The 25,690-nt window shown below is 72.3% G+C and carries 28 protein-coding genes; 17 read left to right on the top strand and 11 right to left on the bottom strand.

The genetic code is table 11. The annotated features are described in order from the left end of the window. The first annotated feature begins 43 nt into the window (after positions 1-43). From ACWDRW_RS29460 to ACWDRW_RS29450, 3 genes are all read left to right on the top strand, one after another. On the top strand, positions 44-1,129 hold the full coding sequence (locus ACWDRW_RS29460; protein WP_451727945.1) for an S-(hydroxymethyl)mycothiol dehydrogenase: 1,086 nt from the start codon (positions 44-46) through the stop codon (positions 1,127-1,129). After that, entirely contained in the window at positions 1,129-1,758 is a 630-nt protein-coding gene (locus tag ACWDRW_RS29455) for an MBL fold metallo-hydrolase (RefSeq protein WP_451727942.1), read from the top strand. The genes ACWDRW_RS29460 and ACWDRW_RS29455 overlap by 1 nt, the downstream gene beginning before the upstream one ends. A gap of 175 nt (positions 1,759-1,933) precedes the next feature. Next, a complete protein-coding gene (locus tag ACWDRW_RS29450; RefSeq protein WP_451727941.1) occupies positions 1,934-2,851 on the top strand; it encodes an SDR family oxidoreductase in 918 nt (305 codons plus the stop codon). Here ACWDRW_RS29450 and ACWDRW_RS29445 read toward each other — a convergent pair. After that, entirely contained in the window at positions 2,842-3,390 is a 549-nt protein-coding gene (locus tag ACWDRW_RS29445) for a hypothetical protein (RefSeq protein WP_451727938.1), read from the bottom strand. The two genes, ACWDRW_RS29450 and ACWDRW_RS29445, sit on opposite strands and share 10 nt — an antisense overlap. A 51-nt stretch (positions 3,391-3,441) precedes the next feature. Between ACWDRW_RS29445 and ACWDRW_RS29440 the strand changes: the two genes are divergently transcribed. After that, positions 3,442-4,224, top strand: a complete 783-nt coding sequence (locus ACWDRW_RS29440; protein ID WP_451727935.1) for an SDR family NAD(P)-dependent oxidoreductase — start codon at positions 3,442-3,444, stop codon at positions 4,222-4,224. 129 nt (positions 4,225-4,353) lie between these two features. Beyond that, complete coding sequence (locus ACWDRW_RS29435) at positions 4,354-5,049, top strand: L,D-transpeptidase family protein (protein ID WP_451727932.1); 696 nt, start codon at positions 4,354-4,356, stop codon at positions 5,047-5,049. 77 nt (positions 5,050-5,126) lie between these two features. Here ACWDRW_RS29435 and ACWDRW_RS29430 read toward each other — a convergent pair whose 3' ends face one another. The 3 genes from ACWDRW_RS29430 to ACWDRW_RS29420 form a co-directional block, all read right to left on the bottom strand. After that, a complete protein-coding gene (locus tag ACWDRW_RS29430) occupies positions 5,127-5,543 on the bottom strand; it encodes a hypothetical protein (protein WP_451727929.1) in 417 nt (138 codons plus the stop codon). 146 nt (positions 5,544-5,689) lie between these two features. Beyond that, entirely contained in the window at positions 5,690-6,373 is a 684-nt protein-coding gene (locus ACWDRW_RS29425) for a sensor histidine kinase (protein ID WP_451727926.1), read from the bottom strand. Between the two features lie 18 nt (positions 6,374-6,391). After that, positions 6,392-6,640 (bottom strand): hypothetical protein, encoded by a 249-nt coding sequence (locus ACWDRW_RS29420; RefSeq protein ID WP_451727923.1) that lies wholly within the window; start codon positions 6,638-6,640, stop codon positions 6,392-6,394. Positions 6,641-6,896: 256 nt separating this feature from the next. On the opposite strand from ACWDRW_RS29420, the gene ACWDRW_RS29415 reads away from it, so the two are divergent. From ACWDRW_RS29415 to ACWDRW_RS29400, 4 genes are read left to right on the top strand one after another with little or no spacing between them, the layout of a single operon-like run. Then, positions 6,897-10,046: an AfsR/SARP family transcriptional regulator gene (locus ACWDRW_RS29415; protein ID WP_451727920.1), complete on the top strand. Its 3,150-nt coding sequence runs from the start codon at positions 6,897-6,899 to the stop codon at positions 10,044-10,046. 59 nt (positions 10,047-10,105) lie between these two features. After that, a complete protein-coding gene (locus ACWDRW_RS29410; RefSeq protein WP_451727918.1) occupies positions 10,106-10,381 on the top strand; it encodes a hypothetical protein in 276 nt (91 codons plus the stop codon). 16 nt (positions 10,382-10,397) lie between these two features. Continuing rightward, positions 10,398-12,260: a RiPP maturation radical SAM C-methyltransferase gene (locus tag ACWDRW_RS29405; RefSeq protein ID WP_451727915.1), complete on the top strand. Its 1,863-nt coding sequence runs from the start codon at positions 10,398-10,400 to the stop codon at positions 12,258-12,260. Between the two features lie 19 nt (positions 12,261-12,279). Next, the gene (locus tag ACWDRW_RS29400) at positions 12,280-13,707 is read left to right on the top strand and encodes a S8 family serine peptidase (RefSeq protein WP_451727912.1); all 1,428 of its coding nucleotides are present in this window, start codon (positions 12,280-12,282) and stop codon (positions 13,705-13,707) included. A 26-nt stretch (positions 13,708-13,733) separates the two neighbouring features. Here ACWDRW_RS29400 and ACWDRW_RS29395 read toward each other — a convergent pair whose 3' ends face one another. Beyond that, entirely contained in the window at positions 13,734-14,483 is a 750-nt protein-coding gene (locus ACWDRW_RS29395) for a hypothetical protein (protein ID WP_451727909.1), read from the bottom strand. Positions 14,484-14,704: 221 nt separating this feature from the next. Here ACWDRW_RS29395 and ACWDRW_RS29390 point away from each other — a divergent pair, with 221 nt between their 5' ends. Together ACWDRW_RS29390 and ACWDRW_RS29385 are read left to right on the top strand one after the other, a co-directional pair. After that, complete coding sequence (locus ACWDRW_RS29390; RefSeq protein WP_451727906.1) at positions 14,705-15,379, top strand: response regulator; 675 nt, start codon at positions 14,705-14,707, stop codon at positions 15,377-15,379. A gap of 257 nt (positions 15,380-15,636) precedes the next feature. Next, the gene (locus ACWDRW_RS29385; RefSeq protein ID WP_451727903.1) at positions 15,637-15,822 is read left to right on the top strand and encodes a hypothetical protein; all 186 of its coding nucleotides are present in this window, start codon (positions 15,637-15,639) and stop codon (positions 15,820-15,822) included. 102 nt (positions 15,823-15,924) lie between these two features. Here ACWDRW_RS29385 and ACWDRW_RS29380 read toward each other — a convergent pair whose 3' ends face one another. From ACWDRW_RS29380 to ACWDRW_RS29370, 3 genes are all read right to left on the bottom strand, one after another. Further along, positions 15,925-17,289: a S1 family peptidase gene (locus tag ACWDRW_RS29380; protein WP_451727900.1), complete on the bottom strand. Its 1,365-nt coding sequence runs from the start codon at positions 17,287-17,289 to the stop codon at positions 15,925-15,927. An 88-nt stretch (positions 17,290-17,377) separates the two neighbouring features. After that, positions 17,378-18,199, bottom strand: coding sequence for an SAM-dependent methyltransferase (locus tag ACWDRW_RS29375; RefSeq protein WP_451727897.1), 822 nt, complete (start codon positions 18,197-18,199; stop codon positions 17,378-17,380). 46 nt (positions 18,200-18,245) lie between these two features. After that, positions 18,246-19,268, bottom strand: coding sequence for a hypothetical protein (locus ACWDRW_RS29370; RefSeq protein WP_451727895.1), 1,023 nt, complete (start codon positions 19,266-19,268; stop codon positions 18,246-18,248). 79 nt (positions 19,269-19,347) lie between these two features. Here ACWDRW_RS29370 and ACWDRW_RS29365 point away from each other — a divergent pair, with 79 nt between their 5' ends. Then, complete coding sequence (locus ACWDRW_RS29365) at positions 19,348-19,734, top strand: PPOX class F420-dependent oxidoreductase (RefSeq protein ID WP_451727892.1); 387 nt, start codon at positions 19,348-19,350, stop codon at positions 19,732-19,734. Positions 19,735-19,771: 37 nt separating this feature from the next. On the opposite strand, the gene ACWDRW_RS29360 is transcribed toward ACWDRW_RS29365, so the two are convergent. Both ACWDRW_RS29360 and ACWDRW_RS29355 read right to left on the bottom strand, forming a co-directional pair. Continuing rightward, complete coding sequence (locus tag ACWDRW_RS29360; protein ID WP_451727889.1) at positions 19,772-20,191, bottom strand: Zn-ribbon domain-containing OB-fold protein; 420 nt, start codon at positions 20,189-20,191, stop codon at positions 19,772-19,774. Between the two features lie 136 nt (positions 20,192-20,327). After that, entirely contained in the window at positions 20,328-21,053 is a 726-nt protein-coding gene (locus tag ACWDRW_RS29355; RefSeq protein ID WP_451727886.1) for a TetR family transcriptional regulator, read from the bottom strand. A 124-nt stretch (positions 21,054-21,177) separates the two neighbouring features. Here ACWDRW_RS29355 and ACWDRW_RS29350 point away from each other — a divergent pair, with 124 nt between their 5' ends. From ACWDRW_RS29350 to ACWDRW_RS29335, 4 genes are all read left to right on the top strand, one after another. Further along, positions 21,178-21,810, top strand: coding sequence for a DUF6629 family protein (locus ACWDRW_RS29350; RefSeq protein ID WP_451727969.1), 633 nt, complete (start codon positions 21,178-21,180; stop codon positions 21,808-21,810). A gap of 87 nt (positions 21,811-21,897) precedes the next feature. Beyond that, on the top strand, positions 21,898-22,599 hold the full coding sequence (locus ACWDRW_RS29345) for a hypothetical protein (RefSeq protein ID WP_451727883.1): 702 nt from the start codon (positions 21,898-21,900) through the stop codon (positions 22,597-22,599). Next, complete coding sequence (locus tag ACWDRW_RS29340; RefSeq protein WP_451727880.1) at positions 22,596-22,883, top strand: BON domain-containing protein; 288 nt, start codon at positions 22,596-22,598, stop codon at positions 22,881-22,883. Before ACWDRW_RS29345 ends, ACWDRW_RS29340 begins: the two co-directional genes overlap by 4 nt. Then, entirely contained in the window at positions 22,880-23,623 is a 744-nt protein-coding gene (locus ACWDRW_RS29335; protein WP_451727877.1) for a metallophosphoesterase family protein, read from the top strand. The genes ACWDRW_RS29340 and ACWDRW_RS29335 overlap by 4 nt, the downstream gene beginning before the upstream one ends. 80 nt (positions 23,624-23,703) lie before the next feature. Here ACWDRW_RS29335 and ACWDRW_RS29330 read toward each other — a convergent pair whose 3' ends face one another. Beyond that, positions 23,704-24,267 (bottom strand): hemerythrin domain-containing protein, encoded by a 564-nt coding sequence (locus ACWDRW_RS29330; RefSeq protein WP_451727875.1) that lies wholly within the window; start codon positions 24,265-24,267, stop codon positions 23,704-23,706. 228 nt (positions 24,268-24,495) lie between these two features. On the opposite strand from ACWDRW_RS29330, the gene ACWDRW_RS29325 reads away from it, so the two are divergent. After that, complete coding sequence (locus tag ACWDRW_RS29325; protein ID WP_451727872.1) at positions 24,496-25,686, top strand: polysaccharide pyruvyl transferase family protein; 1,191 nt, start codon at positions 24,496-24,498, stop codon at positions 25,684-25,686. Positions 25,687-25,690 lie beyond the last annotated feature (4 nt).

The raw sequence follows: 25,690 nt of genomic DNA, 5'->3' as shown, positions 1-25,690 counted from the left end.
GGTCGAGAAGACGTACACCGGCCTAGGAAGAGGGGTCAGCACCATGGCGCAGCAGGTACGCGGCGTGATCGCACCGGGCAAGGACCAACCGGTCCGGGTGGAGACGATCGTCGTGCCCGACCCGGGGCCGGGCGAGGCCGTCGTCCGCATCCAGGCCTGCGGTGTCTGCCACACCGATCTGCACTACAAGCAGGGCGGAATCAACGACGACTTCCCGTTCCTGCTCGGTCACGAGGCGGCCGGTGTCGTCGAGTCGGTCGGCGACGGCGTCACCGACGTCGCCCCCGGCGACTTCGTCATCCTCAACTGGCGTGCGGTGTGCGGCCAGTGCCGTGCCTGTCTGCGGGGGCGGCCCTGGTACTGCTTCAACACCCACAACGCGCGGCAGAAGATGACCCTGACGGACGGCACCGAGTTGTCGCCCGCTCTCGGCATCGGCGCCTTCGCGGAGAAGACGCTGGTCGCGGCCGGGCAGTGCACCAAGGTCGACCCGGCCGTCTCGGCGCAGGTCGCCGGGTTGCTGGGGTGCGGGGTGATGGCCGGTATCGGCGCCGCGATCAACACCGGGAACGTGGGCCGGGGCGACACGGTCGCGGTCATCGGCTGCGGTGGCGTCGGCGACGCGGCGGTGGCCGGCTCTCGGCTGGCGGGCGCCGCGAAGATCATCGCTGTCGACATCGACGACCGCAAGCTGGACAAGGCCCGCGCCATGGGCGCCACCCACACCGTGAACTCCCGTACGGCGGACGCCGTCGAGGCGATCCGCGAGCTGACGGGCGGCTTCGGGGCGGACGTCGTCATCGAGGCGGTCGGCCGCCCGGAGACGTACGAACAGGCCTTCTACGCCCGCGACTTGGCCGGAACGGTCGTCCTGGTCGGCGTCCCGACCCCCGAGATGAAGCTGGAACTGCCGCTGCTGGACGTCTTCGGCCGCGGCGGCGCGCTCAAGTCGTCCTGGTACGGGGACTGTCTGCCCTCCCGAGACTTCCCGATGCTGATCGACCTGCATCTGCAAGGTCGCCTGGACCTGGAGGCGTTCGTGACCGAGACGATCGCGCTGGACGAGGTGGAGAAGGCGTTCGAGCGGATGCACCAGGGTGACGTGCTGCGTTCGGTGGTGGTGCTGTGATGGCCGCGCGCATCGAACGACTCGTCACCTCGGGGCAGTTCAGCCTCGACGGCGGCACCTGGGACGTCGACAACAACGTGTGGCTCGTCGGCGACGACCACGAGGTCGTCGTCATCGACGCCGCCCACGACGCGGACGCCATCGCCGAGGCCGTAGGCGACCGCCGCCTGACGGCCATCGTGTGCACCCACGCCCACAACGACCACATCGACGCCGCGCCCGCCCTCGCCGAGCGCACCGGTGCCACCATCTGGCTGCATCCCGACGACCTCGCGCTGTGGAAGCAGACCCACCCCGACCGAGACCCGGACGCCCACCTCCTGGACGGCCAGGTCATCGAGGCCGCCGGCGCCGATCTCAGGGTCCTGCACACGCCCGGCCACGCGCCCGGAGCGGTCTGCCTGTACGACCCCGGACTGGGCGCCGTCTTCACCGGCGACACCCTCTTCAAGGGCGGCCCCGGCGCCACCGGCCGCTCCTTCTCCCACTTCCCGACGATCATCGACTCCATCCGCGACCGCCTGCTCACCCTCCCACCGGAGACGAAGGTCCTCACGGGCCACGGCGACGCCACGACCATCGGCGCGGAGGCGCCGCACCTGGAGGAGTGGATCGCCCGGGGCCACTGAACGAGCCTCCCGCCCGGCCTGGTTTCAGCGCTCCCGCCCGTACAGCTCCCACCAGGAGCCGAACCAGGCCCGGGTCTCCTCCGGACGGTCTTCCCCTCCCCGCCGAATCCCGACAGAAGGTGTCCGGCTTAGCCGAGAAGGTGGTACCGGAAAGCCACCTCACGAAAGGCCGCACATGTCGTCACAGCCCTTGAAGGACAAGGTCGCCCTCGTCGCCGGCGCCACCCGCGGAGCCGGCCGGGGGATCGCCGTGGAGCTCGGCGCCGCCGGTGCCACCGTCTACGTCACCGGTCGCACCACCCGCGAGCGCCGTTCGGAGTACGACCGCCCGGAGACCATCGAGGACACCGCCGAGCTCGTCACGGAGGCGGGCGGCCAGGGGATCGCCGTGCCCACCGACCATCTGGAACCCGACCAGGTGCGCGCGCTGGTGGAGCGTGTCGCCGACGAGCAGGGCCGCCTCGACGTGCTCGTCAACGACGTGTGGGGCGGCGAGAAGCTCTTCGGCTGGGACACCCCGGTCTGGGAGCACGACCTCGACAAGGGGCTGAGGCTGCTGCGCCTGGCCGTCGAGACGCACGCGATCACCAGTCACTACGCCCTGCCCCTGCTCCTGCGCCACCCGGGCGGGCTGGTCGTGGAGATGACCGACGGCACCGACGACTACAACCGCACCCGCTACCGGGCCTCCTTCTTCTACGACCTCGCCAAGGCGTCCGTCCTGCGCATGGCCTTCTCCCTCGGCCATGAACTCGGCCCGCGCGGCGCGACCGCCCTCGCCCTCACGCCGGGTTGGCTCCGCTCGGAGATGATGCTCGACACCTACGGGGTGCGCGAGGACAACTGGCGCGACGCCCTCGACAAGGTCCCGCACTTTGCGATCTCGGAGACCCCTCGCTACGTCGGGCGCGCCGTCGCCGCCCTGGCCGCCGACCCCGACGTGGCCCGCTTCAACGGCGGCTCCCTGTCCAGCGGCGCCCTGGCCCAGGAGTACGGCTTCACCGACCTCGACGGCAGCCGTCCGGACGCCTGGCGGTACCTGGTCGAGGTCCAGGACGCCGGCAAGCCCGCCGACACCACCGGTTACCGCTGATCAGGCACCGGTTGCGTCACCGGTAGCCGCCAGCGCGCCGAGTGGCCGGGCGGCAGGCCCAGGTCCTCGCGCACGGCCGTGTAGTAGCCCTCACGTCCGGCGCGCTGCCGCGCCAGGAGGGCCTGCCAGACCTCCGGGTCCGGCCGGCCCTCGCGTACGAACCGCTCCATCTCCATCACCGTCACGACCCAGGCCCGTGCCTTGTCCACCACCTCGACGCTGCCCAGCATGAGCAGCGCCTCGCCCGAGGGGTCGCGTCCGTCGTTCGCCTCGGCCAGCAGCGGCTTGGCCTCGTCGAGGGAGAGCGGGTCCGGGTGCGTGCCGCTGCCCTGCTCGGCGGCGACCCGGTACGCCACGGTGACCGTCTTCTTCACCGACCGCGCGTACTCGGAGTACACCGCCAGCCGCCGCTCCTCCCACCGTGCCGCCTCCTCCCGCCGGAACCGGGCCTGGTCGCTGCGGACGAGCGCGAGATACGAGCCGAGGGCGCCGATCACGACGCCCAGCAGGGCCGGGAGTTGCTGGAGGAACGCAGACATGGGTGCACGCTATCTGCCGAGTTGATCTCGACGGCACTACCGTGCTGCCCCATGACCGACACAACACGCTTCGAGGGCTACGGAGTTCTCGTCACCGGCGCGGCCCGCGGCATCGGCGCGGCCACCGCCCGCAGGTTCGCCGCGGAGGGCGCGCGGGTGCTGGTGACGGACGTGGACGAGGAGGCGGCGGCGCGTACGGCGGCGGCGCTGCGGGATCAGGGGCTGGCCGCGGAGCCGTACGCCTGTGACGTGGGCGACCGCGCCTCCGTGGAGTCGGCCGTGGCGCACGCCGTGACGGCCTTCGGCTCGCTCGACGTCCTGGTGAACAACGCCTACGGCTGCACCCCCGACCAGCCCCTCTTCGAGGACGAGGCCGACGACGTATGGGCCCGTGACCTCGACCTCACCCTGACCGGCGCCTACCGCTGCTGCCGCGCCGCCCTGCCCCACCTGGTGGCCTCCGGCCGGGGCGCGATCGTCTCCATCGGCTCGGTCAACGGCATCCAGAGCTTCGGCAACCACGCCTACAGCGCCGCCAAGGCGGGACTCGCCTCCCTGACCCGCACCCTCGCCGGCCACGCGGCGCCCCGAGGGGTCCGCGTCAACCTGGTCGCCCCCGGCACGGTACGCACCACGGCCTGGGCGGGCCGGGAAGCAGAGCTGGAGGCCTTCCGCGAGGTGTATCCCCTCGGCCGGGTCGGTGAACCGGAGGACATCGCCGCCGCGGTCGCCTTCCTCGCCTCCCGCGACGCGTCCTGGATCACGGGCACGACCCTCGTCGTGGACGGCGGTCTCACGGAGGTCAACACCGGTTTCGGGCTCATGCGGGAGTGAGCGACCAGCCCGCGAGGACGGCCCGAAGTTCTCTGTTTCGTCACAGCCCGGTCAGCTCTACAACCTCTCTCCCCGCATGCCCGTCTAGGAGGCAGAGATCGGACACATGGGCAGAGGGAAGGGCCGACCATGGGGGACATCCGCAGACGAGGAGCCGTCATCCTCGGGATCACCGCGCTGACGGCGCCGCTCACCGTCGCGCTCGGGGCCGCGCCGGCGCAGGCCGCGAGCTGTACGACGCAGACCGGGCCGTATCAGGCGAAGGTGGAGAAATTCCTCGGGCTGCCGGTCGACGGCAAGCAGTCCAGCTCCGACTGCAAGGCCATCCAGGCCTTCCAGACCAAGCACGGGATCACCCCGAACGCCGGCTACGCCGGTCCCGTGACCTGGGGCGTCATGGACCTCATGAACAAGCAGAAGGCCGTCGGGAACAAACCCAACAAGGACGGCAAGTGCCCGGTCAACAAGGGCCGGATCGCCTGCGTGAACCTCACGCTCCAGCTCAGCTGGATCCAGGACGGCGACCGGCTCGTCTACGGCCCGGTCCCGGTGCGCACCGGCCGTGACGGCGACGAGACCCGGACCGGCCTGAAGAAGATCTACTGGCGCAACATCGACCACGTCTCGACCATCTACGACGTGCCGATGCCCTACGCCCAGTTCTTCGACGGCGGCCAGGCCTTCCACTCGGCCGGCGTCAGCATGTGGAACCCGCCCGGCTCGCGCGGCTGCGTCAACATGACCAAGACCACCGCCAAGAAGTACTGGTCGCTGCTGAAGAAGGGCGACGACGTCTTCGTGTACGGCCGCAAGCCGGGCACCTGAGCCCTCGTGCCCTCATGCCCGCGTCCCGCCCAGCCGGAGCGGCGGGACGGGACGCGGACTCCCCCGGTGATGGTGGTTCAGAGCAGCACGTTGACGGTGCCGACGTTCACGAAGCCCCCCAGCGGCGCGGGGGCGCCGGCGGAGTTGCGGTAGGTCAGCTGGGCGAGGATCGCGTAGGTGCGTCCGGCCTGCAGGCTGTTCAGCACGATGTCGCGCTGGTAGTCGCCGCCGTTGAACGGCACGGAGGCGGGCGCCACCGGCTCGCCGAAGTCGTGCGGGCCGCCGATCTCGTCGACCTTGACCTGGACGTTCCAGGTGCCGCTGAGCAGCGGGACGAGGAAGCCGGTGAGGTTCCAGTCGATCCGTACGGTGATCGGCGTGCCCTTGTCGACGACGTCGGCCGGGTTGCCGCCGGGGTCCAGGACGATGGCGCTGATACGGCCGTCGAGGGCCGTCGGCGGGACGGGAAGCGACTGGAAGGTGCCAGAGGCCATGGGATGACTCCTTGTCGGGAACTGGCCGGTGATGGACGCCTCCCACGGTGCGGCGCCCGGCGCGGACCGGGCAGAGGCGGGAGTCCCGTCCGGCGCGGGCGGGTTTCCGGCGCGGACCGGGACCGCGTGTCCCGGTCGCGGCCGGTTCAGGCCGCGCGGGCTCGCGTCAGCGGGAGCCGGACCCGTACCTCCGTGCCGTTCCCGGGTGCCGTGCGGATGGAGAACCGGCCGCCGGCGGCCTCGGCCCGGTGCCGCAGGGAGGTCAGGCCCACGCCGGGAGTGACCCGGGCGATTCCCCGGCCGTCGTCGACCACGCTGATCAGCAGGGCCCGACGCCGCCCGGTGAGCGTGACCCGGGTGTGCCGGGCGCCCGCGTGCCGTACGACGTTGGTCAGGGCCTCGGTGACGATCCGGTACGCGGCGGCCTCCAGGCGAGGGGGCAGCAGGGGCAGCGAGGAGGTCACGATCTCCACGGCCGTCGCGGGCGGTACGAACCGGGCGTGACGGCGCAGCGCCTCGACGAGTCCGTACGAGTCGACCGCGGCGGGGGGCAACTCCTCGATGAGGCGCCGTACTTCCGTCACGGCGTGGGATGTCTCCACGCGGATGCGGTCCAGGAGCGCTCGCTCCGTCTCGATTCCGCTCGCCCCCAGCGAGTCCGACAGGGTTTGCGCGCACAGTCCGATTCCGGCCAGCAGCGGTCCGAGGCCGTCGTGGAGTTCATTGCGCAACCGGGTGCGTTCGGCGTCGACCGCCCGCCTGATGTGCTCCTGCGCCGAGGTGTTTCGTCGTACCGCGAAGCGGATGGTGACCCGCGGGCTCGCCTTCATCGGTCCGCTGTCCCGTGGTCAGCGCGGAGGCGTCCGCGGAAAGGCGACGCTCACCTGGCTCAGGGCCCAGCGCATTCGCGGGACGGCGCTCTCGGGGTGGTCGCCGTAGGCCTGGGCGAGCAGTCCCGCGCAGCCCCGGCTGCCGCCGTGCCGGAGGATCGCTGCCCGGACCGCCTCGGCGATCCCGGTCCGGGTGAGGTCGGAGCCCGTGGCGAGTCCGCTGCTGAACAGCGCCTCGGCCCGGGCCGCGGTCAGTAGGTCGGTCATGGGGTCCCCATTCGCCTGCGTCAAGTCGAGCTCGGTTGAGCTGAGTCGGTGGAGCCGGTGCGGTCGGCCGAGGGGAGGTGGGACAGGGCGGCGGGAGCGCCTGGTCCTGCTCTCGCTCCCGGCCGGTCCCCTCGTCGCGGCCGGGGCACCATCCTGGGAGCCCGGGTTGCAGCCCTCGCTGCACAAGCCCCTGCACCCGGGGGCGGTGGCGGTTCGGGGCTAGCTTGGGAAACAGGCGGAAGGGTGGGGGCCCGTGATGAGTGGGCGAGAGCCGTTCACCGGTCTGCGGTTCCAGTTGCTCGGACCGCTGCGCGCTTGGCGGGGCGAGGCCGAGCTGGACCTGGGCCAGACTCAGCAACGCGTGGTGCTCGCCGTCCTGTTGCTGCGCATCGGGCGGCCGGTGAGCCGGGACCACCTCGTCGACGCGGTGTGGGGACGGTCCGTACCGGCGCGGGCGCACAACCTGGTGCAGCGGCACGTCTCCGGGCTGCGGCGGGTACTGGAGCCCGAGCGGCCGCCGCGGACCCCGTCGGGGCTGATCGGGTGGACCGAGGCCGGTTATCTGCTGGGTCTGGAACCGTGGCGGTCGGACGTCCATCGCTTCGACCGGCTGATCGACCGGGCCCACGCGGAGCGCGCCGGGGGCGATCTTGCGGCGAGTGCCACATCCCTGCACAGCGCGCTGCGCCTGTGGCAGGGCCGGTTCTGCGAGGGCCTGAGCAGTCCGCTGCTCGACGCGGAGCGCGACCGGCTCGCGGAACGCCGGCTCAGCGTGCTGGAGGAGCGGATCGAGGCCGATCTGGCGCTCGGCGACGACTTCGACCTGGCGGGCGAGGTACGGCAGCTCACGGGTGAACACCCGTTGCGGGAGGGCTTCCACGGCCTGCTCATGCTGGCCCTGCACCGCTCGGGGCGGCAGGCGGAGGCGCTGGCCGCCTACCAGCGGGCCCGGTGCCTGCTGCGCGACGAGCTCGGCATCGAGCCGGGGCGGCGCTTGCGGCACCTGCACGCGAAGATCCTCGCCGCCGATCCGGATCTCGATGCCCGCACTGGCGGCGCCGGGGTAAGCGAACTCCGGCCCCCGGATGGGGATGTGCGGGGGCACGAGGTCGGCGATCCCCAGGGCTCGGACGGCGGTACGACGCGCGGGTCCGTCGACTTCCGGGGGCCGGAAGGTGGGCCGCGGGAGGACGGGGCGCCCGAGGGAGGATCGAGGAGGCGCGGGGCCGGCGAACTCCCAGGGCAGGAGGACGGGGCGAGCGGGCGCACGTCCGGTGATGTCCAGGGGTTCGACGGCGCTCCGAGAGGGCGATCCACGGATTTCCTCGACCACCCGAGGGCCCTGTCCGGTTCCGTCGTGCCGGCCCAACTTCCGCATGCTGTGGCCGGGTTCGTCGGCCGGGAGGAAGCGCTCGCCCTGCTCGACTCCCTGCTCCCGCGGCAGACGGCGGGCGGCGACGGCGGCACCGCCGTGATCACCGCGATCGGAGGCACCGCGGGCGTCGGCAAGACCACCCTTGCCGTGCACTGGGCCCACCGGGTCCGCGACCGGTTCCCGGACGGCCAGCTCTACGTCAATCTGCGGGGCTTCGACCCCGGGGGTCCCGCCGTGCGGCCGGCGGAGGCCATCCGTGGCTTCCTGGACGCCCTCGGTGTCCCGCCCCGGCGCATCCCCGTCGAACCGGAGGGGCAGATCGGCCTGTACCGCAGCCTGTCGGCGAACCGGCGCATGCTCGTCGTGCTCGACAACGCCCAGGACACCGACCAGGTGCGGCCGCTGCTGCCCGGCTCGGCGCACTGTTTCACCGTGATCACCAGCCGGAACCTGCTCACCGGCCTGGTGATCACCGACGGGGCCCAGCCGGTCGGCCTCGGCCTGATGTCCCGCACCGAGGCGGCGGACGTCCTGGGCCGACGACTCGGCCGGCCCCGCCTCGCCGCGGACCCCGCCGCGCTGGAGGACGTCATCGCGTCCTGCGCACGTCTCCCGCTCGCCCTCGCCATCGTGGGCGCGCGCGCCGCCACCCGCCCCCAACTGCCGCTCGCGTCACTGGCGAAGGAACTGCACACGGCGGGCAGCGCGCTCGATCTCCTCGACGGCGGCGACGCGGCCACCGACGTCCGCAAGGTGTTCTCCTGGTCCTACCAGCGCCTGACCGCGCCCGCAGCCCGGCTGTTCCGGCTGCTCGGACTGCACCCCGGCCCGGACGTCAGTGCCGCCGCGGTGGCGGACCTGATCGGCCTGCCACTGCCGGACATCCGGTCGGCGCTGTCCGAACTGACGACCAGTCACCTGCTGTCCCAGCCCACCACCGCCCGCTACGCCTGCCACGATCTGTTGCGTGCCTACGCCGGCGAACTGGCCCTCACCCACGACCCACCGGCCGACCGGGCGGCCGCGATGCGCCGCCTGCTCGACCACTACCTGCACAGCGCCTACCGGGCCAGCCTGTCCCTGAGCCCGCACCGTGACGATCCCATCACCCTCACCCCCCTGGGGCCATCGGTCACCGCGGAGCACTTCACGGGGCACGACGAGGCGTTCGCCTGGTTCCTGCGCGAGCACACCGTGCTGCTCTCGGTGCAGCGGCAGGCCGCGCGGGACGGGCTCGACAGCCACGCCTGGCAACTGGCCTGGGCGCTCCAGCCGTACTTCGACCGCGCCGGACACTGGCACGACTCCGCCGCCGCGCACGAGCGCGCACTGGCGTCGGCCCGACGCGCCGGGAGTACCCACGGTCAGGCGGTGGTTCACGGCTGCCTGGCATATGCGTACATGCGGCTCAGCCGCTATGAGGACGTGGCCACCCACATGCGGCAGGCACTCCAGCTGTACGAGGCGCTCGGTGACCTCCTCGGTCAGGCGCATGCGCACCGCACGCTGTCCTGGCTCAGGGACGAGAAAGGACAGTACGAACAGGGACTTGACCACGCCCGCAAAGCGCTGGAGTCGTTCGTGGCGGTCGGCCACCGCACCGGACAGGCCCGGGCGCTCAACGCCGTCGGCTGGTTCTGCTCCCGGCTGGGCCGCCACCAGGAGGCCCTGGGCCACTGCGAACGGGCGATCCGGCTGCTCCAGGAGGCGGGCGACCGCTTCGACCAGGCCGACACCTGGGACAGCCTCGGCCACATCCACCAGAGTCTGCGCCAGTACCGGCAGGCCGCCGAGAGCTTCGAGCAGGCGCTCGACCTCTACCGGGAGACCGGCGACCGGTACAACGAGGCGGACACCCTCTCCTCACTGGGCGACCTGCACCTGGCGGCCGGGGACCACGACGCGGCGAGCACGGCATGGCGGCGGTCGGCCGCGCTGCTGGAGGAGCTCGGGCACCGCCGGGCCGCCGAGGTACGCGCCCGCCTCACCGGCGAAGCGGAGCCCAGTTCCCCGGAAAAAGGCGGCCCTTGACGGAAGACGGACGCGTCACCAGACTCCCCCGCATTCCGAGCACGACCGAGGGGGGAGACATGGAAAAGGAAGAAGTCCACTGGCAGGACATCGTGCAGCTCGCGGGAAAACTGGAACGGGTGGGCGTATTTGACGAGGAGGAGATCAGGGCGCTCCGACTGGTCTTCGACGCGGCCGGTGAATCATTGGTGCCTCGGCCGTCCGCGCGGCCCATCGGCACCGTCTTCATTCCCGGCGACGACCCCGACCGGACCCGGCGCGCGTTCAAGGTGTTCGAGCTCGCGGCGCGTCCGGTGGAAACGGAACCACCGGAGCCCGACCACGGGTGGACGTAGGCCGAGGGCCCCGGCGATGCCGACCGCCCGTGGTTCCCGGCCGGTCGTCCTGGTCTGCATGCCGTTCATGGACGACCGCCGCCCGTCCCTCCAGGCCGGCCTGCTGAGCGCCCTCGCACGGGACGAAGGACACCCCGCCCGCACCCTCCACGCCAACCTGGACTTCGCCGCGGGCCTCGGGGCGGAGACCTACCGTGCGCTGGCGGACCACCCCCTGCACCTGGTGGGCGACTGGCTGTTCTCCCTGGAGGCCTTCGGGCCGGCCGCTCCCGACCCGGACGACGAGTTCCTCGATCGGTACGCGGACGACATCGCGACGGCGCACGGCATCTCCGCCGGGCGTCTGCGCGACCGCCTCCTGCGCATCCGGCACCAGGAGATACCCGCCTACCTCGACGCACTCACCGACAGCTATCCCTGGGACGACTTCCACGTCGTCGGATTCACCTCGACATTCCAGCAGAACGCCGCCTCCATCGCGCTGGCCCGGCGGCTCAAGGACCGCCATCCGCATCTGTTCACCCTGTTCGGCGGCGCCAACTTCGACGACCCCATGGGCCCGGAGCTGGTCCGCACCGTCGACTGCGTCGACGCCGCCGTCGTCGGCGAGGCCGACCAGGCCTTTCCGCAGCTGCTGAGGGCCCTGACGGAGGGGAGCGACCTCGGCGCGGTCCCAGGACTCGCGCGCAGGGTGGACGGAAAGGTCGTGACGGGGCCACCGCAGCAGCTCACCGAACGGCTCGACGACCTGCCCATGCCCGACTACGACGAGTACTTCCGACGCGCCGAGAACCTCGGTCTGCTGCCCCGCACCGCGGCCCGCGCGGTCTACCTCCCGCTGGAGACCGCCCGTGGCTGCTGGTGGGGGACGAAACACCACTGCACCTTCTGCGGCCTCAACGGGCAGACGATGCGCTTTCGTTCCAAGTCGGCCCAGCGCGTTCTCGACGAACTGGCCCACCAGACCCGCACGTACCGCAGTTTCCGTTTCGAGGCGGTCGACAACATCCTCGACATGGGATACTTCCGGACCCTCTTTCCCGCACTCGTCGAAAGCGGCGCGCGGTACGACCTTTTCTACGAAGTGAAGGCGAATCTGAGTCGGGCACAGATCGAACTGCTCGCCGCGGCGGGTGTCCGGCAGATCCAGCCCGGAATCGAATCGCTGAATACCCGGGTGCTGGGAATCATGCGCAAGGGCGTGACAGCCGCGCAGAACCTCAATCTCCTGCGTTGGACCCAGCATTACGGAATCGACGTCAACTGGAACCTGTTGTGGGGGTTTCCCGGTGAGACACCCGAGGACTGCTCCGCCCAGGCCGCCGTCCTGCCGCACCTGTGGCACCTGACACCGCCGGGTCACGCGGGACGTCTCACCATGGAGCGGTTCAGCCCGTTGTTCGCCGATCGGGAGGGGATCCTGCGGGACCTGCGCCCGGCATCCGCCTACGCCCACGTCTACCCCGAGGCCACCGAGCTCGACCGGGTCGCCTACTTCTTCGACTGCGAGATCGAAGGGTCGCTCCCGGACGACGCGTACACGCCCCTGAGCCAGGCCGTCGCCGACTGGCAGCACGCCTGGCAGAGCGGCGCCCGTCCGCCCGTACTCGAGTACCGCCACGCGCCCCACTACGTACAGATCCACGACAGCAGAAGACCCGGCGCCGAAGGCACCTACCTCCTGGAAGGGCCGGCCGCCGACCTCTACCTGGCCTGCTGCGAACGGCCGGTGACAGCGGCAGGGGTGCGGGCCCGGCTCGAACTCGGCGCACCGGCCGACGACGTGCAACGCGTCCTGAACGAATTCACCGAGGCCGGGCTCGTCTTCCGGGACGGCCTGCTGCACCTGGCACTGGCCGTACCGGCCGCCCGGCCCTGACCCATCGGGGGTACCGACCATGACCCACAGTACCGACGGACAACTGCCCCGCCTGGTGTACGCGCAGGCATCACCCCTCTCACAGGGCGGCACGTCCCTCTTCGACGCCGGCGAGATCACCGTGGACAACGCGGAGGACTTCGCCTCAACGGACGCCCTGACCGAGCGCGCCGCGAACGCACTCGTCGAGGCCGGTTTCTCCGTCCTCGACCGGGCACCGGCGACGCTCAACATCGCCGGTCCGCCCGAGCTGTACGAGAGCTACTTCCGCACCACCTTGATCACTCAGGAACGGGAGGTCATCCGACCCGGCGCCGTGGAACAGCGCGCGACCCGCACCTTCCTGGACACCCCCCGGGACGATCGCCCCGGCCTGATCTCGACCCGAGGGCTTCCCGCGGCCGAGTTCCTGGAAGGCGTGGCGCTGGAACAGCCGGCCAGCCCGCTGCGGTATGCGAGCCCGGTCCCCGAGCCCGAGTTCTGGCACCTGACCACGGACATGGTCGCCGAATTCCTGGGCGCCCGAGCCGCGCACGAGCGGGGGATCGACGGCACGGGCGTGCGACTCACCATGGTGGACACGGGGTGGGAACGGCATCCCTACTTCGAGGAGCGGCGGCTGACCGGCAACGTCGTGCTGGGTCCCGGCACCGCCGACCCGGAGGCCGACGAGCACGGCCACGGCACATGCGAGTCGGCGAATGCCTTCGCCGTCGCCCCCGGCATCGACTTCACCATGGTCAAGGCCAGTGACGTCAACCTGCTGGCCGCGTTCAACACCGCTTCCCGGCAGCGGCCCGACATCATCAGCATGAGCCTGGAGTACGACGTCCGGACACCCGAGGATGCCATCGAACCGGCTCTCGCGGTGGCCGTCTCCCTCGCGATCCGCGCGGGCACCGTGGTGGTGTGCGCCGCGGGCAACGGCCACTACGCCTACCCGGCCCAGCACCCCGGTGTCATCGCCGTCGGCGGAGTCCACCGCGACGAGGAAGGGATCCTCCAGGCGTCCGACTACGCGAGCGCGTTCACAAGCGTCCTCTTCCGGGACCGCTTCGTGCCCGACGTGTGCGGCCTGGTCGGGATGCGCCCGGGCGCCACGTACATCCTGCTGCCGGCGCCCCCCGGATCCACGATCGACCGGGTCCTGTCCGCCGAGCCGTACCCGAAGGGCGACGGGACGGCGCCCGGCGACGGATGGGCCGTCCTCAGCGGTACGTCCGCCGCGGCGCCGCAAGTGGCCGGCATCTGCGCGCTGTTGCTCCAGGCCGACCGCGGGCTGTCACCGGCTGACGTGCGCGCACTGCTGCGGGACAGCGCCGTGGAGGTCGACCGGGGGGCCTCCAACGTGGACACCGGAGGCCTGGCCGCCGTCGGACCCGACGGCGAGCGCCCTTTCCGGCTCGTACAGGCGGACCGGGCACTGGACCTCCTGTGGCGCCGATGACGAGGCGAGCCGCCTCGACGCAGCGCTCAGCCCTGTCGGCCGGTGTCCTCCGCGGTCCGCCGGAACTCCATGCGTACCGCTTGCATGAGGTCGAACAGCTCCTGGGTGCGGGCGGCGTACTTGCGGGCTGCGTGACACACCGACCAGACCAGCGCGCCGAGCAGCAGCGGCACGTACACGTTCTCCGGCAACGGCTCGCTGCGCCAGTGGTGCACCAGCACCGCGTTGGTGACCAGGGCGGTGATGGTGAACAGCACGCTCGTGACGAGCAGGGCGGGCCGGGCCAGGTAGTGCAGACGGTGGGCCATGGCGACGGCGACGACGAAGACGCCCGGCACCAGGACCGGCAGGCCCCGCAGCGCGACCGAGCGGTAGGCCTCCGACGGGTCGTCCGGGTACTCGCCGCTCCAGTAGCCCATGCTCCCCAGGCCCAGCCAGGTGGTCAGCAGATAGAGCAGCCAGAACGCCGCGACCCCGAGCGTCAGAGAGAGCAGGACGGTCGTGGTGCTCGGCACGATCCTGGGCAGCGGACCGGGCAGGTGGGTCGGCTCGCCGCCGGGAGCGGTGGCGCGTCGGCAGTCCGCGCCGGTCGAGCGCTGGAGCCAGGGCACGCCGGCCGTGATGAGGACGGCGACGAAGGCGGCGAGCTGGGCGACCTGTTCGGCGTTCTGCGTGTGCCAGAGCAGCCCCACGGCGGCGGCGAGGGCGGGCGGAATCGAGGCCAGGACGGCCGCCATGCGCGCGGAGACGGCGGTCTGGGGCGAGGTCGTCGACATGGTGCTCCCACGGTCGGGTGGACGGGTCGGTCTCCCGCTGTCCTGCCACCGGGCCCTGCGAGCGCACGGCCCGGGTCGTGGGTCGATCGCGGGAGGTACGCCATGGTGGCCGCCCGTCCGCGCCCTGGCATGAGGCGCGCGTCCTCATCAGGCCGGGCTGATCGGCCGCCGCGAAGGGGACCTGCACCGGCACTCTCGGGACACCGGGCGAGGAGGGGACCATGAGTGGTGCGGGCAGGGTGCGGGTGGTCATCGCCGACGATCACCCCATGTTCCGCTACGGCCTCGCCACCGCCCTGAGCGCGAGCGGTGACGTCGAAGTCGTCGCCGAGGCCGCAGACGGCGGGGAACTGGTGGCGGCGGTCGAGCGCACGGCTCCCGACGTCGTCGTGACCGACCTGGCCATGCCCGGCCTCGACGGCACCGCGGCCACTCGCGCCCTGGTGGCCGGACGCCCCGGCCTCGCGGTCCTGGTGCTCACCCTGCACGAGGACGACGAGGCCCTGTTCGGGGCGCTGCGCGCCGGAGCCCGGGGATACCTCCTCAAGGACGCCGGCAGCACGGAGATCGTCCGCGCGGTCCTCACCCTGGCCTCGGGCAACGCGGTGTACGGCGAGGCCGTGGCCCGTCGGATCGTCGACTTCTTCACCGGCGCGCAACGCGCCTACGCCGCACAGGTCTTCCCCGGACTGACCGAGCGGGAACGGGAGGTGCTGGACCTGGTCGCGCTGGGGCTGGGCAACCATCAGATCGCGGGGCGCCTGGTCCTGGCGGAGAAGACCGTCCGCAACCACGTGTCGGCGATCCTGTACAAACTCCAGGTCTCCGACCGGGCCGCCGCGGTGGCACGGGCCCGGGACGCGGGACTGGGCGGGTCACCGGGGCGGGCCGGCTGAGCCACGCACGGCCGGAGCGGTCGGTGCCACGGGGAGGTCCGCACTGCAGGGGTGTGAGTGGTCACGTCATGCCGCTGCGGATCCTGCTGGCCGGTAAGGGGGTGGGTCCGATGGACGTCGCGGGGGAGCGGGTGACGGAGGTCATCCGTGGGGGTGCGGGGATTGACGTATGGCCAAGATCGGACGTGATCAGCAACACGGTCCGGTTTGTCCGTATTGAGTGTCCTTACTCACGGCGCCTTCACCTTCATGGCCGTATGCTTCACAGCATGTCCACCAGTGTTGAACCCGTTTCCGATCGATCGGCTGACGAGGTCAACGAGGAGATCCGGGCCCTGTGGCGCCGGGCGGGCGGGACACTGAGCGTCGAGGAGCGCGAGGAGTACCAGCGACTGGTCATGGAGTGGGCCGCGGCGGCCCCCCACCCGGTGAACGCGGCCTGAAGCTCCCCGTCGACCGACCGCTGAGCCTCGAAGACCGACCGCCGAGCCTCGAAGACCCCCACGGGCACCCTGATATGACGGGTGCCCTTTCTCCTTCCTCCGTCATCCCCACGTAGCCGAGTAGTACCGCTGATACGCCTTGCGGTCCTGCTCGGAGCGGATGAACCGCGTCGCCACCAGCGCGACCAGTGACCCCGCGACGATCAGCAGCCCCGGCCCCACGTTCCGCGGATCCGCCAGCCGGGACAGCAGTTGCGAGCCCTCGACCCCGCCGCCGACCGGCGCCGAGGAGCCCGGTGAGGCGGCGCCCGGCGCGATCGCGTTCTGCGTGGCCGACGGCTGCGGCGAGGGCGCGGCGGCCTGCCCGCCCTGGGGAGCCGCCGCGATCAACCGCACCCCCACCGCGGCCATGGCCTTCGTCACCGGCTGGAAGAACGTCGTACCGCCCGTGACGCAGTCACCGCTGCCGCCCGAGGTCAGCCCCAGGGCGATGCCCTCGGAGAACAACGGTCCGCCGCTGTCCCCGGGTTCCGCGCACACGTTCGTCTCGATCAGTCCGGTCACCGTGCCCTCGGGATAGTTCACCGTCGCGTTCAGCGCCGTCACCGTGCCGTCCCGCAGCCCGCTGGTGCTGCCGCTGCGGAACACCCGCTGCCCGACCGACGGATCGCTCGCGCCGGTGATCCGCACACCCTGCCCGTCGCCGATGGCCACCACGTCGGCGCCCTTCCCCGCGTCCCCGCTCGCGTACTGCACCAGCGAGAAGTCGCCGCCGGGGAAACTCTGCTCGACCGTGCGGCCGACCTGTTCCCGGCCCTGGGAGTCGGTGAACCAGACCGAGCCGTTCGGCCCGCAGTGCCCGGCGGTGAGGATGAACTCGCGCTGCCCGTCGGTGACGTTGAACCCGGCCGAGCAGCGCCCGGCCGTCGACAGGATCGGCAGCGCCCCGTTGAGCCGGGTGGTGAAGGTGCCCTCGGAGCGTTCCATCCGTACGAAGGTGCCGATCCCGCCCGCCACCCGCGTCAGCCGCGACCAGTCGGCGGCCGAGACCGTGCTGTCGCCCCGGACCACCACCTGGTTGGACCGGTAGTCCATCGCCCAGGCGGTCCCCGGCACCCGGGGCGCGGCCTTCAGGGTGGACGTGGCCGACCTCAGCTCGTTCATGCTGTGCGACACCAGTTTCGGCCGGACGCCCGCCCGGCGGACCTCGGCGGCGGCCTCCTCGTCGGTCACCGCGACCACCGGCCGCCCGTCGGCGCCGACCCAGCTGCCCGCCGTACGGGAGGTGCCGAGCCGTTCCACCATGGCGGCGCCCGGGTCCACGGCCGACCGCACCGACGCTTCCGGCGCGGTGTCCGCCGGCTCGCCGGCGACGGCACGCGTCACCATCGCCGAGCCCAGCAGCAGTCCGCCGACGGCCGCCAGTCGTGTCACTCGCCGGACGATCCGTCGTCGTGCGTGCCTCATGCCTGGCTCCCGAACCCCGGTTCCAACACGGCGGGGCCCTCCCGGAGTCGAGCGCCCGCACTTCATACGTGGCCGGGCGCCGGTGCGTTCACCGCTTGCGGCCCACCCCGCCGTACAGCGCGACCTCCGCGGGAGCGGGGCCGTGCGGGCGCCAGCGCGAGCACGACACCACGCCCGGATCGAGGAGTTCGAGCCCGTCGAAGAAGCGGGCGACGGCCTCGGGGGAGCGCTGCGTGAGCCGGGGCGTGCCGTGCTCGTTCCAGAAGCGCACCGCCCGGTCCACGTCCGGCAGCTCCGGGCTGGTCACCGTGTGCGACAGCACGAGATGGCTGCCGGGCGGCAGTCCGTCCAGCAGCCGGCGCACGATGCCGTACGGGTCCTCGTCGTCGCCGAGGAAGATGACCACCGAGAGCAGCAGCAGGCCCACCGGACGGCTGAAGTCCAAGGTGGCGGCGGCGCGTTGCAGGATCGCGTCCGGGTCGCGCAGGTCCTCGTCCAGATGGTCGGTACGGCCCTCGGGGGAGCTGGTGAGCAGGGCCCTGGCGTGGACCAGGACCAGCGGGTCGTTGTCGACGTAGACGATCCGGGCGTCGGGGGCCAGCCGCTGGGCCACCTCGTGGGTGTTGTCCGCGGTGGGCAGCCCCGCGCCGATGTCCAGGAACTGGCGGATTCCGGCCTCGACGACGAGGTGCCGCACCGCCCGGCCCAGGAACTGGCGGTCCGCCCGCGCGTAGTCGTCGACGGCCGGATGCAGCTCCCGGATCCGCTCACCGGCGACCCGGTCCACCTCGTAGTAGTCGCCGCCGCCCAGCCAGTAGTTCCAGATCCGGGCCGTGTGCGGCTGGAGGGTGTTGATGCGGGTGCGCAGCGACGCGGCGCGCTCGTGCGCGGCCGGCGGGTTCTCCCTCACGGGACGGCTCCTGCGATGACTGGATCGGCCAGTGTCAACCGGCAATCTAGACGGCGGAGTTGATGTTTGCCGAGGGTGCGGCACAACTCTTCCCGCCGGAACCGATCCGCGCCCAGCTGCCCTCGTCGCCCCACACCGACGCCGGATCCACGTACGGACGCAGCAGCGCGCTCAGGCCGGGATCCGCGCGGCCGTTGAGTTCGTCGGAGGCGATCTTGCGGGCGATCCCGGCGAGGAAGTCGGCGAGCTGGACCCGTGGATCCTCCCGCGCGGCCACCAGTCGCACCCCGGCGAGGCGGACTCCGGCGCCGCGCGCCCGCTCCTCGATCCAGCCGATCCGCTCGGGCGTGAGCATGTTCTGCCGGTCGTGCACGAGCCGTACGGTCGCCCCGCCCGCGCTCCAGTAAGCGGCCGTGGCGACGACGGCGGGCAGCAGGGGGTTGAGCACCGGGATCAAGGGCGGGCCGGCGAGCAGCCGCGCCCGGTAGGAGTCCGCGCGGGACCGGGCCGCGGTCAGCCGCTCCAGCGTCTCGGCGACCTCACCGCGCGCCGCCGTCGTCGACAGCGCGCGGAAGAAGGCGTCGACGGGCTCCTCGGCCCCGCCCTCGTGGCGTACCCGCAGCAGCTGATTGGCCGCCTGGAGGAACTCCCGCCACCGCTCGTCGCCGAAGAGCTCCGGCCCGCGCCGGTACAGCGCCCCGGCCCGCGTCCGGTCGTCCAGCAGCAGCTCCAGCGCCCGGTCCACCACGAAGAACGCCTTCTCCGTCAGATGCACCCGGGCCGTGCCGTGGAGCGGCCCCGCGGGCGCGAGCAGCCACTCCAGCACCGCCCGGTGCTTCTCCCGCAGCAGATGGGTCGCCTTGTACTCCGAGGCGGGGGAGCGGATCCGGTCCCGGATCTCCTGCACGCACGCGGCGGCCACCGGCACCGGCAGCCGTACACCGGCGTGCGCGAACACGTCCGTGTTGCCGCCGGTGAGGTTCTCCCCGTCCGAGCCGGACTCGTCGCAACCCACCTCGACCAGCCGGCCGGTCGCCGCCGGTACGTCGTCCCCGCCGTTGGCCGTCACCGCGCAGCCCCCTGTCGTGTGCCCCGGGTCCAGCATCCCCCACCGGCGGCTCGTGCGGCTCCTGCTTAGACTTCCGCCCATGGACGACACGCCGCTCGAGCGGCTCGGCTCCGGCCAGTACCTGCTGATCACCAGTTACCGGAAGAACGGCACTGCGGTGCCCGCCCCGGTGTGGGTGGTGCGCGACGGCGACTCCCTCGGTGTGTGGACCGTCGCCGACTCCTGGAAGGTCAAGCGCATCAGGAACCGCGCCGATGTCCTCGTCGGCCCCTGCGACCTGCGCGGCAAGCCCACCGGCGACCAGATCCCGGCCACCGCCGAGATCACCGACGCCGCGACGGTCGCCCGCTACCGGAAACTGATCACCCGCAAGTACGGCGTCATCGGCCGCCTCACCCTGCTCGGCAGCCGCATCCGGCGGGGCACGAAGGGCACGGTCGGGATCCGGGTGACGCTCACGCCGTAGGCCGTCGAGGAGGCCGTACGGCCGTTCTGACCGCCGCTCAGGTCCAGGCGCGGTAGGGCTCGTCGACCAGCTGGAACACGGGCTCGCCCCGGACCGGGTCCTTGGCCTGCGAGAGCCGCACCCGGTCTCCACTGTGGATGCCGATCGGCGGGCCCATGACCCGGCCGCGCACCACGAACCCCTCGGCCATCTCGATCAGCGACACGTTGCGCGCGGCCGGGGTGTTGCGGTGCACCACCGTGGAGTGCCGGACCGTGCCGACGCCCTCGCTGCGCTCCGTGCGCAGGTCGCTGCCCTGGCAGACCGGACACAGCAACCGGTGGTACATCGCGGTGCCGCACCACGTGCAGCGCTGGAAGACCATGGCGTCCGGATCGGAGGCCGCGCCGGTGGCCTCCAGAACGCCGACCGCGGAGCCGACGGTCGGACGAGCAACGCTTCCTGAGGGGTGGTACACGCTGGTCAACTCCCTGTGCTCGGCCGGAATCCCACGCGCGCGGGACGGCCGCGCACGCACGTGCCCGGTCGCTGTGCCACCGTGCACGGCGCCAGCGTATGGCACTCAGTGCCACACGTAAAGGCACTCCGTACCCTCAATCTGTGCCGGACGTGAGCGTGGTCTCGAGCTCCTGGACCACCCGCCACAACGGCGCGCCCCGGCGCGCCACCACGACCACCACGTCCTCGGGCCGGGTCCCGTCCAGTGGTGCGGGCCCCGCGCCGAAGGCGGACTGCACGTATCCGAGCGCGTGGTCCACGGTGGCGCCGGCGTCCGCGCGGCCGTCCGACCGCAGCCAGGAGCGCAGCGCGTTGTTGTGCGCGGCGACCACCGCGGCCGCGATCACGTCGGCCTGCAGGATGCCGTCGCGGCGGCCCGCGAACCGCGCCCGCAGATACTCGGCGAGGGCCCGCTCGTAGCGCCACACCACCGACAGCTCGTAGGCGCGCAGGCCCGGCACCTGCTTGGTGAGGCGGTAGCGCTGCACGGAGAAGGCCGGGTTCTCCGCGTACATGCGCAGGACCAGACGGGCCGCGTCGCACACCCGCCGCACCGGCTCCTGGTCGTCGCCGCCGTGGGCCAGGAACGCCGTCATGTCGGCCAGACAGCGCTCGTGGTCGGGGAAGACGACGTCCTCCTTGGACGGGAAGTACCGGAAGAACGACCGCCGCCCCACCCCGGCCAGCGCCACGATGTCGTCCACCGTGGTCTGCTCGTAGCCCCGCTCCAGGAACAACTGGAAGGCCGCGGCGACCAGCGCCTCCCGCATCGGCGGTTTCGCCTTCTCGCCGCGGCCGGGCGCCGCACTGCTGGAGCTCATGGTCGGGAACGTAGCACCTGATCTCCCCAGATGGCACTCAGTGCAGTACTTCGGGGGAACTGAGTGCAGTTGGCGTGAACAGGAGAAGATGGAGGCCCTGCCGTCCGACCCGGGGTGTGGAGCGATGTGCTGGAGCGCGGAAGCCGACCTCGTGGCGGGCGCCGGCATAGCCGCGGTGGGGGTGGCCTGTGTCGCGCGGACCCGACGTGCCCGCGATCTGCCGCTGGCCGCCCTGCCGTTGCTGCTGGGCGCCCACCAACTGATCGAGGCGGCGGTCTGGGCGGGCGACGGCGGAACCGGCCCGGCCACCCTCGCCTGGGCCGTCATCGCCCTCCCCCTGCTGCCCCTGTGGGTACCGGCGGCCGTGTTCGCCGCCGCGCCCCGGTCGGCCCGGCCCAGACTCCTCGTGCCGCTGGGCGTCGGCCTCGCCGCCTGCGCGATGCTCTCCCACGCCCTCGCCACGCGCCCGGTGAGAGCCGAGATACGCGGCCACACGGTCGGTTACGTCGTGGGCCTGACGCAGGCCGAGCCGCTGATCGCCGGCTACCTCCTCGCCACCGTCGGCGCGCTGCTGCTGTCCGGCCACCGCCATCTGGTGGGCCTCGGCGTCCTGGCGGGCGTGGGCGCGCTGATCTGCGCGGTGCTGTGGCGCACGGAGTTCGTCTCGACCTGGTGCGCGGTCGCGGCCGTCTGCTCGGTCGTGCTGTACGGCTGGGCACGCGGCGACCGGAGCCCGGTGCCGACACGGTCGGCGTGAACGCCGCCGCGGCAGGGTACTCGGGGCCGCGTCCCGCCTGGCGGGGGCGCTGCCGCCCCGCACCGGCGCGCCGCGAAGGGAGAGGCCATGACGCAGAACGGCGAGGATCCGGCGCCCGCACGCCGGGTAGCAGTCCCCGGACTCCGCCCGGTCACCGAGAACGCCCCCGAGCCCCTCAGGCTGCCGGTCCGTGACCAGCAGCCCCCCGAACACGAGCCGCCCCCGGACCGGAGCCAGGCCATCCTGGAGGCCGCCAAGCAGATCGGCGGACTGCTCAAACGCGCCGGCCACCCCTTCGCCCTCGCCGGGAGCCTCGCCGCGTACGCCCACGGCGCCGGCAGCCGGATCCGGCACGACGCCGACTTCTGCGTCCGCCGCGAGGACACCGACGCCGTCACCAGGACGCTCACCGAGGCCGGACTGACCGTCCGCACCCCGCCCGAGGACTGGCTGATCAAGACCACCTGCCTCGGCCAGGAGGTCGACTTCATCTTCGAGCTGGCCCACCGCCCGGTCACCGCCGAGATGCTCGCCCGCGCCGAGGAACGCGACCTCGACTCGGTGCACATGCCCGTCCTCGCCCCCACCGACCTCATGCGCGGTCTCGTCGAGGCGTTCTCCGAGCACTACTGCGACTTCGGCTCCGCGCTCGCCGTGGCCCGCGCCCTGCGCGAGAAGGTCGACTGGACGGCCGTACGACGGGACTGCGGGGACCAGCCCATGCCCGCGGCGTTCTTCTTCCTCCTGGAGCGCCTGAACGTCATCGACATGCCGAAGGAGGAGCGATGAACCGCACCCCCGCCCAGCCCGCTCCCGGCACCGGCGGAGCGCACCACCTGGACTACCGGGTCGCCCACCTCACCGACCATCTGGCCGCCGGGCCGCTCGGCGAGCTGGGCGTGCGGATCCAGATCCGGGGCGAGGCGGTCCTGCTGACCGGCACCGTCCCCTCCGCCCGCTGCCGCGACGAGGTGATCCGGCTCGCCCGCGAGGAACTGCCGGACCACCCGGTCCACTCGGACCTCGTCGTCGCGGACGGCTCCGCGCCCGACCACGCCGAGGAGCTCCCGTGATCCGGGTCGCGGCCGTCGGCGACATCCACCTCGGGCCCGACAGCCGGGGGGCGCTGCGGCCGTCCTTCGAGACACTGCCCGACTCCGCGGACGTCCTGCTCCTCGCCGGGGACCTCACCCGGCACGGCACCGTGGCGGAGGCCGAGGTGGTGGCCGGGGAGATCGAGGACCTCGGGGTGCCGGTGGTCGCGGTCCTCGGCAACCACGACCATCACGACGACCGACCCGAGGAGGTCACCGCCGTGCTCCGGGACGCGGGAGCACATGTCCTGGAGGGCCAGGCGACCGTCGTCGGCCGGGACGGCACGCGGATCGGGGTCGCCGGCACCAAGGGGTTCGGGGGCGGGTTCGTCGGCCGCTGTGCCGGGGAGTTCGGCGAGCCGATCATGAAGGAGTTCGTCCGGTACAGCCGCCGCTGTGCCGACGCCCTGTGCCGGTCCCTGGAAGAGCTCGGCGAGCAGGAGTGCGACGTACGTGTCGCCCTCACCCACTTCTCCCCGGTGCCGGACACCCTGGCCGGCGAGCCCCTGGAGATCTTTCCGTTCCTCGGGAGCTACCTCCTGGCCGAGGCGATCGACACGGCCGGCGCCGACCTCGCGGTGCACGGCCACGCCCATCTGGGCACGGAGCACGGCCTGACCAGCGGCGGGGTGAAGGTGCGCAACGTCGCCCAGCCGGTGATCGGGCGGGCCTTCCACGTGTACCACCTGCCGGCCCGGGAGCGGGCCGCGGCAGGGTGAGCCGTGCGGGCAGGGTGAGCCGCACGAAAGAGGGGCCCGCGGCCCCTGGCCGCGAGCCCCGGTGGCTCAGTCCTTCTGGTTCAGTCCTTCTTGCCGCGCCCGCTCAGGGCGTCCCGCAGCCGGTCGACCATGCCGACACCGGGCGCCAGCAGCTTGTTGGCCGGCGGGGTGTCCGGAGCCGACGGGTGCGGCCGGGTCGGGGCCGTCTTCTTCGCCGTACGGACCTTGTCACCGAGATCGTCGAGCACGGCGGCGGAGCAGGTCTCGCGGAGTTGCGGGAAGAGGTTGGTCTCCTCGTCGTCGATGTGCGAACGGACCTCGGTCATCAGCATCCCGATGAGCCGGTCGAACTCCGGGTCGCCCGCGTCGTGGCTCTCCAGATCCTTCATGATCCGCTCGGCCTCGGAGTGCTCGGCGATCTCCTCGTCGGCGAGCATGTCCCCGCCGGGAAGGTGCTCGCGCACCGCAGGGTAGAGATAGGCCTCCTCGGCGACGGAGTGCCGCACCAGTTCCATCGTGACCTGATCGGCGTACGTCTTGCGGTCCTCGTGTCCGGGCGGCAGCGCCTCGATCCTGCCGAAGAGCTCCTGCACCTCGCGATGGTCGGTCACCAGTTCCTCGATCACGTTTCCACCGTGACCCATGTTCTTCACCTCCAGCCGTGACGGCGGCGGACCCGCCGCGGCACCCGAGTGCCCGCCCGACGCCCAGCCACACGGGCCCGAGGAGCCGACGTCGACTCCGAGAGAGGGGTACCCGGCGCCGGGACGACGGGCGCCGCGGCCCGGAAGGACGGGCGGCGCGACGGCCCACATACTGTCTCTACGGGCGCTCTGCCCCGGTCCCGCACCTCCTTCCCCAGGGAGTTCCGGATGACCCTCGACCAGTTCCCGCCGTCGCCGGATCTGCGGATCGGCCTGCTCGGCAGCTACGGCGGACGCAACATCGGCGACGAGGCGATCCTCACCTGCGTGCTGGGCTGCCTGCGCGCCCACCGCCCCGGCGCCCGGCTCGTGGTCTTCAGCCGCGACGCCGAGCACACCCGCGCCCACCAGCCCCGCGCCGACGAGGTCGTGGACTGGGAGGGCGTCCCGCAAAAACCCGTCCTGGACACGCTGGCCGGCCTGGACCTGCTCGTGCTGGGCGGCGGCGGGATCCTCTACGACGGCGAGGCGCGCCGCTATCTGCGTCTCGTCCGCGCCGCACAGGAACGCGGCGTGCCCACCTTCGCCTACGCCGTCGGCGCGGGCCCGCTGCGCGAGCCCGACGACCGCGAGGCCGCCCGCGCCGTCCTGCCCGCCATGACCGACGTGGTCGTCCGCGACGAGGAGTCCCGCCTGGTCCTGGAGGAGGTCGGCGTCGACCGCGACCTCACCGTCACCGCCGACCCGGCGCTGCTGCTGCCGCCCGAGCCCTTCACCGAGCAGATGATGCGGCAGGAAGGCCTGCCGACGGGCTCCCGGCTGGTCGGGATGTCGGTGCGCGAGCCCGGCCGCGCCGCCGAGAAACTCGACGAGGCCGACTACCACTCGCTCCTCGCCGACGTCGCCGACTTCCTCGCCCGCCGGCTGGACGCGCACGTCGTCTTTGTCCCGATGGAACGCCAGGACGTGCGCCACGCCCACGGCGTGCTCTCCCGGATGAGCGCCCCGGACCAGGGCCGCATCCTGCACAACTCCTACAGCCCCGGCGAGATCCTCGGCTTCATGAGCCACCTGGACATCGTCGTCGGCATGCGGCTGCACTTCGTGATGTTCGCCGCGCTCTCCGGGCTGCCCGTGCTGCCGCTGCCGTACTCCGGCAAGGTCTTCGACTTCGCCCGCCGCACCGGCTCGCCCGCGCTGGTCGGCGTGGCACGCGAACAGGCCGGGCTGCTGCTCGCGGAGGTGGACCGGCTCTGGGACGAGTTCCCGCTGCGCCAGGACGACTTGAGGACCCGGATGCGCGGACTTCAGGAGCGGTCCCGGGAGACCTGCGAGCGCTGCGGGGCGCTGCTGGACTCCCTCGACGGCGGACGGCGGACCGAACCGGCGGACCTGAGCCTGTCCACCCCGGGCTCGTGAGTCG

This window comes from Streptomyces sp. NPDC003635 (genome assembly GCF_053587635.1).
This window is presented reverse-complemented; position numbering and strand designations above follow the sequence as displayed.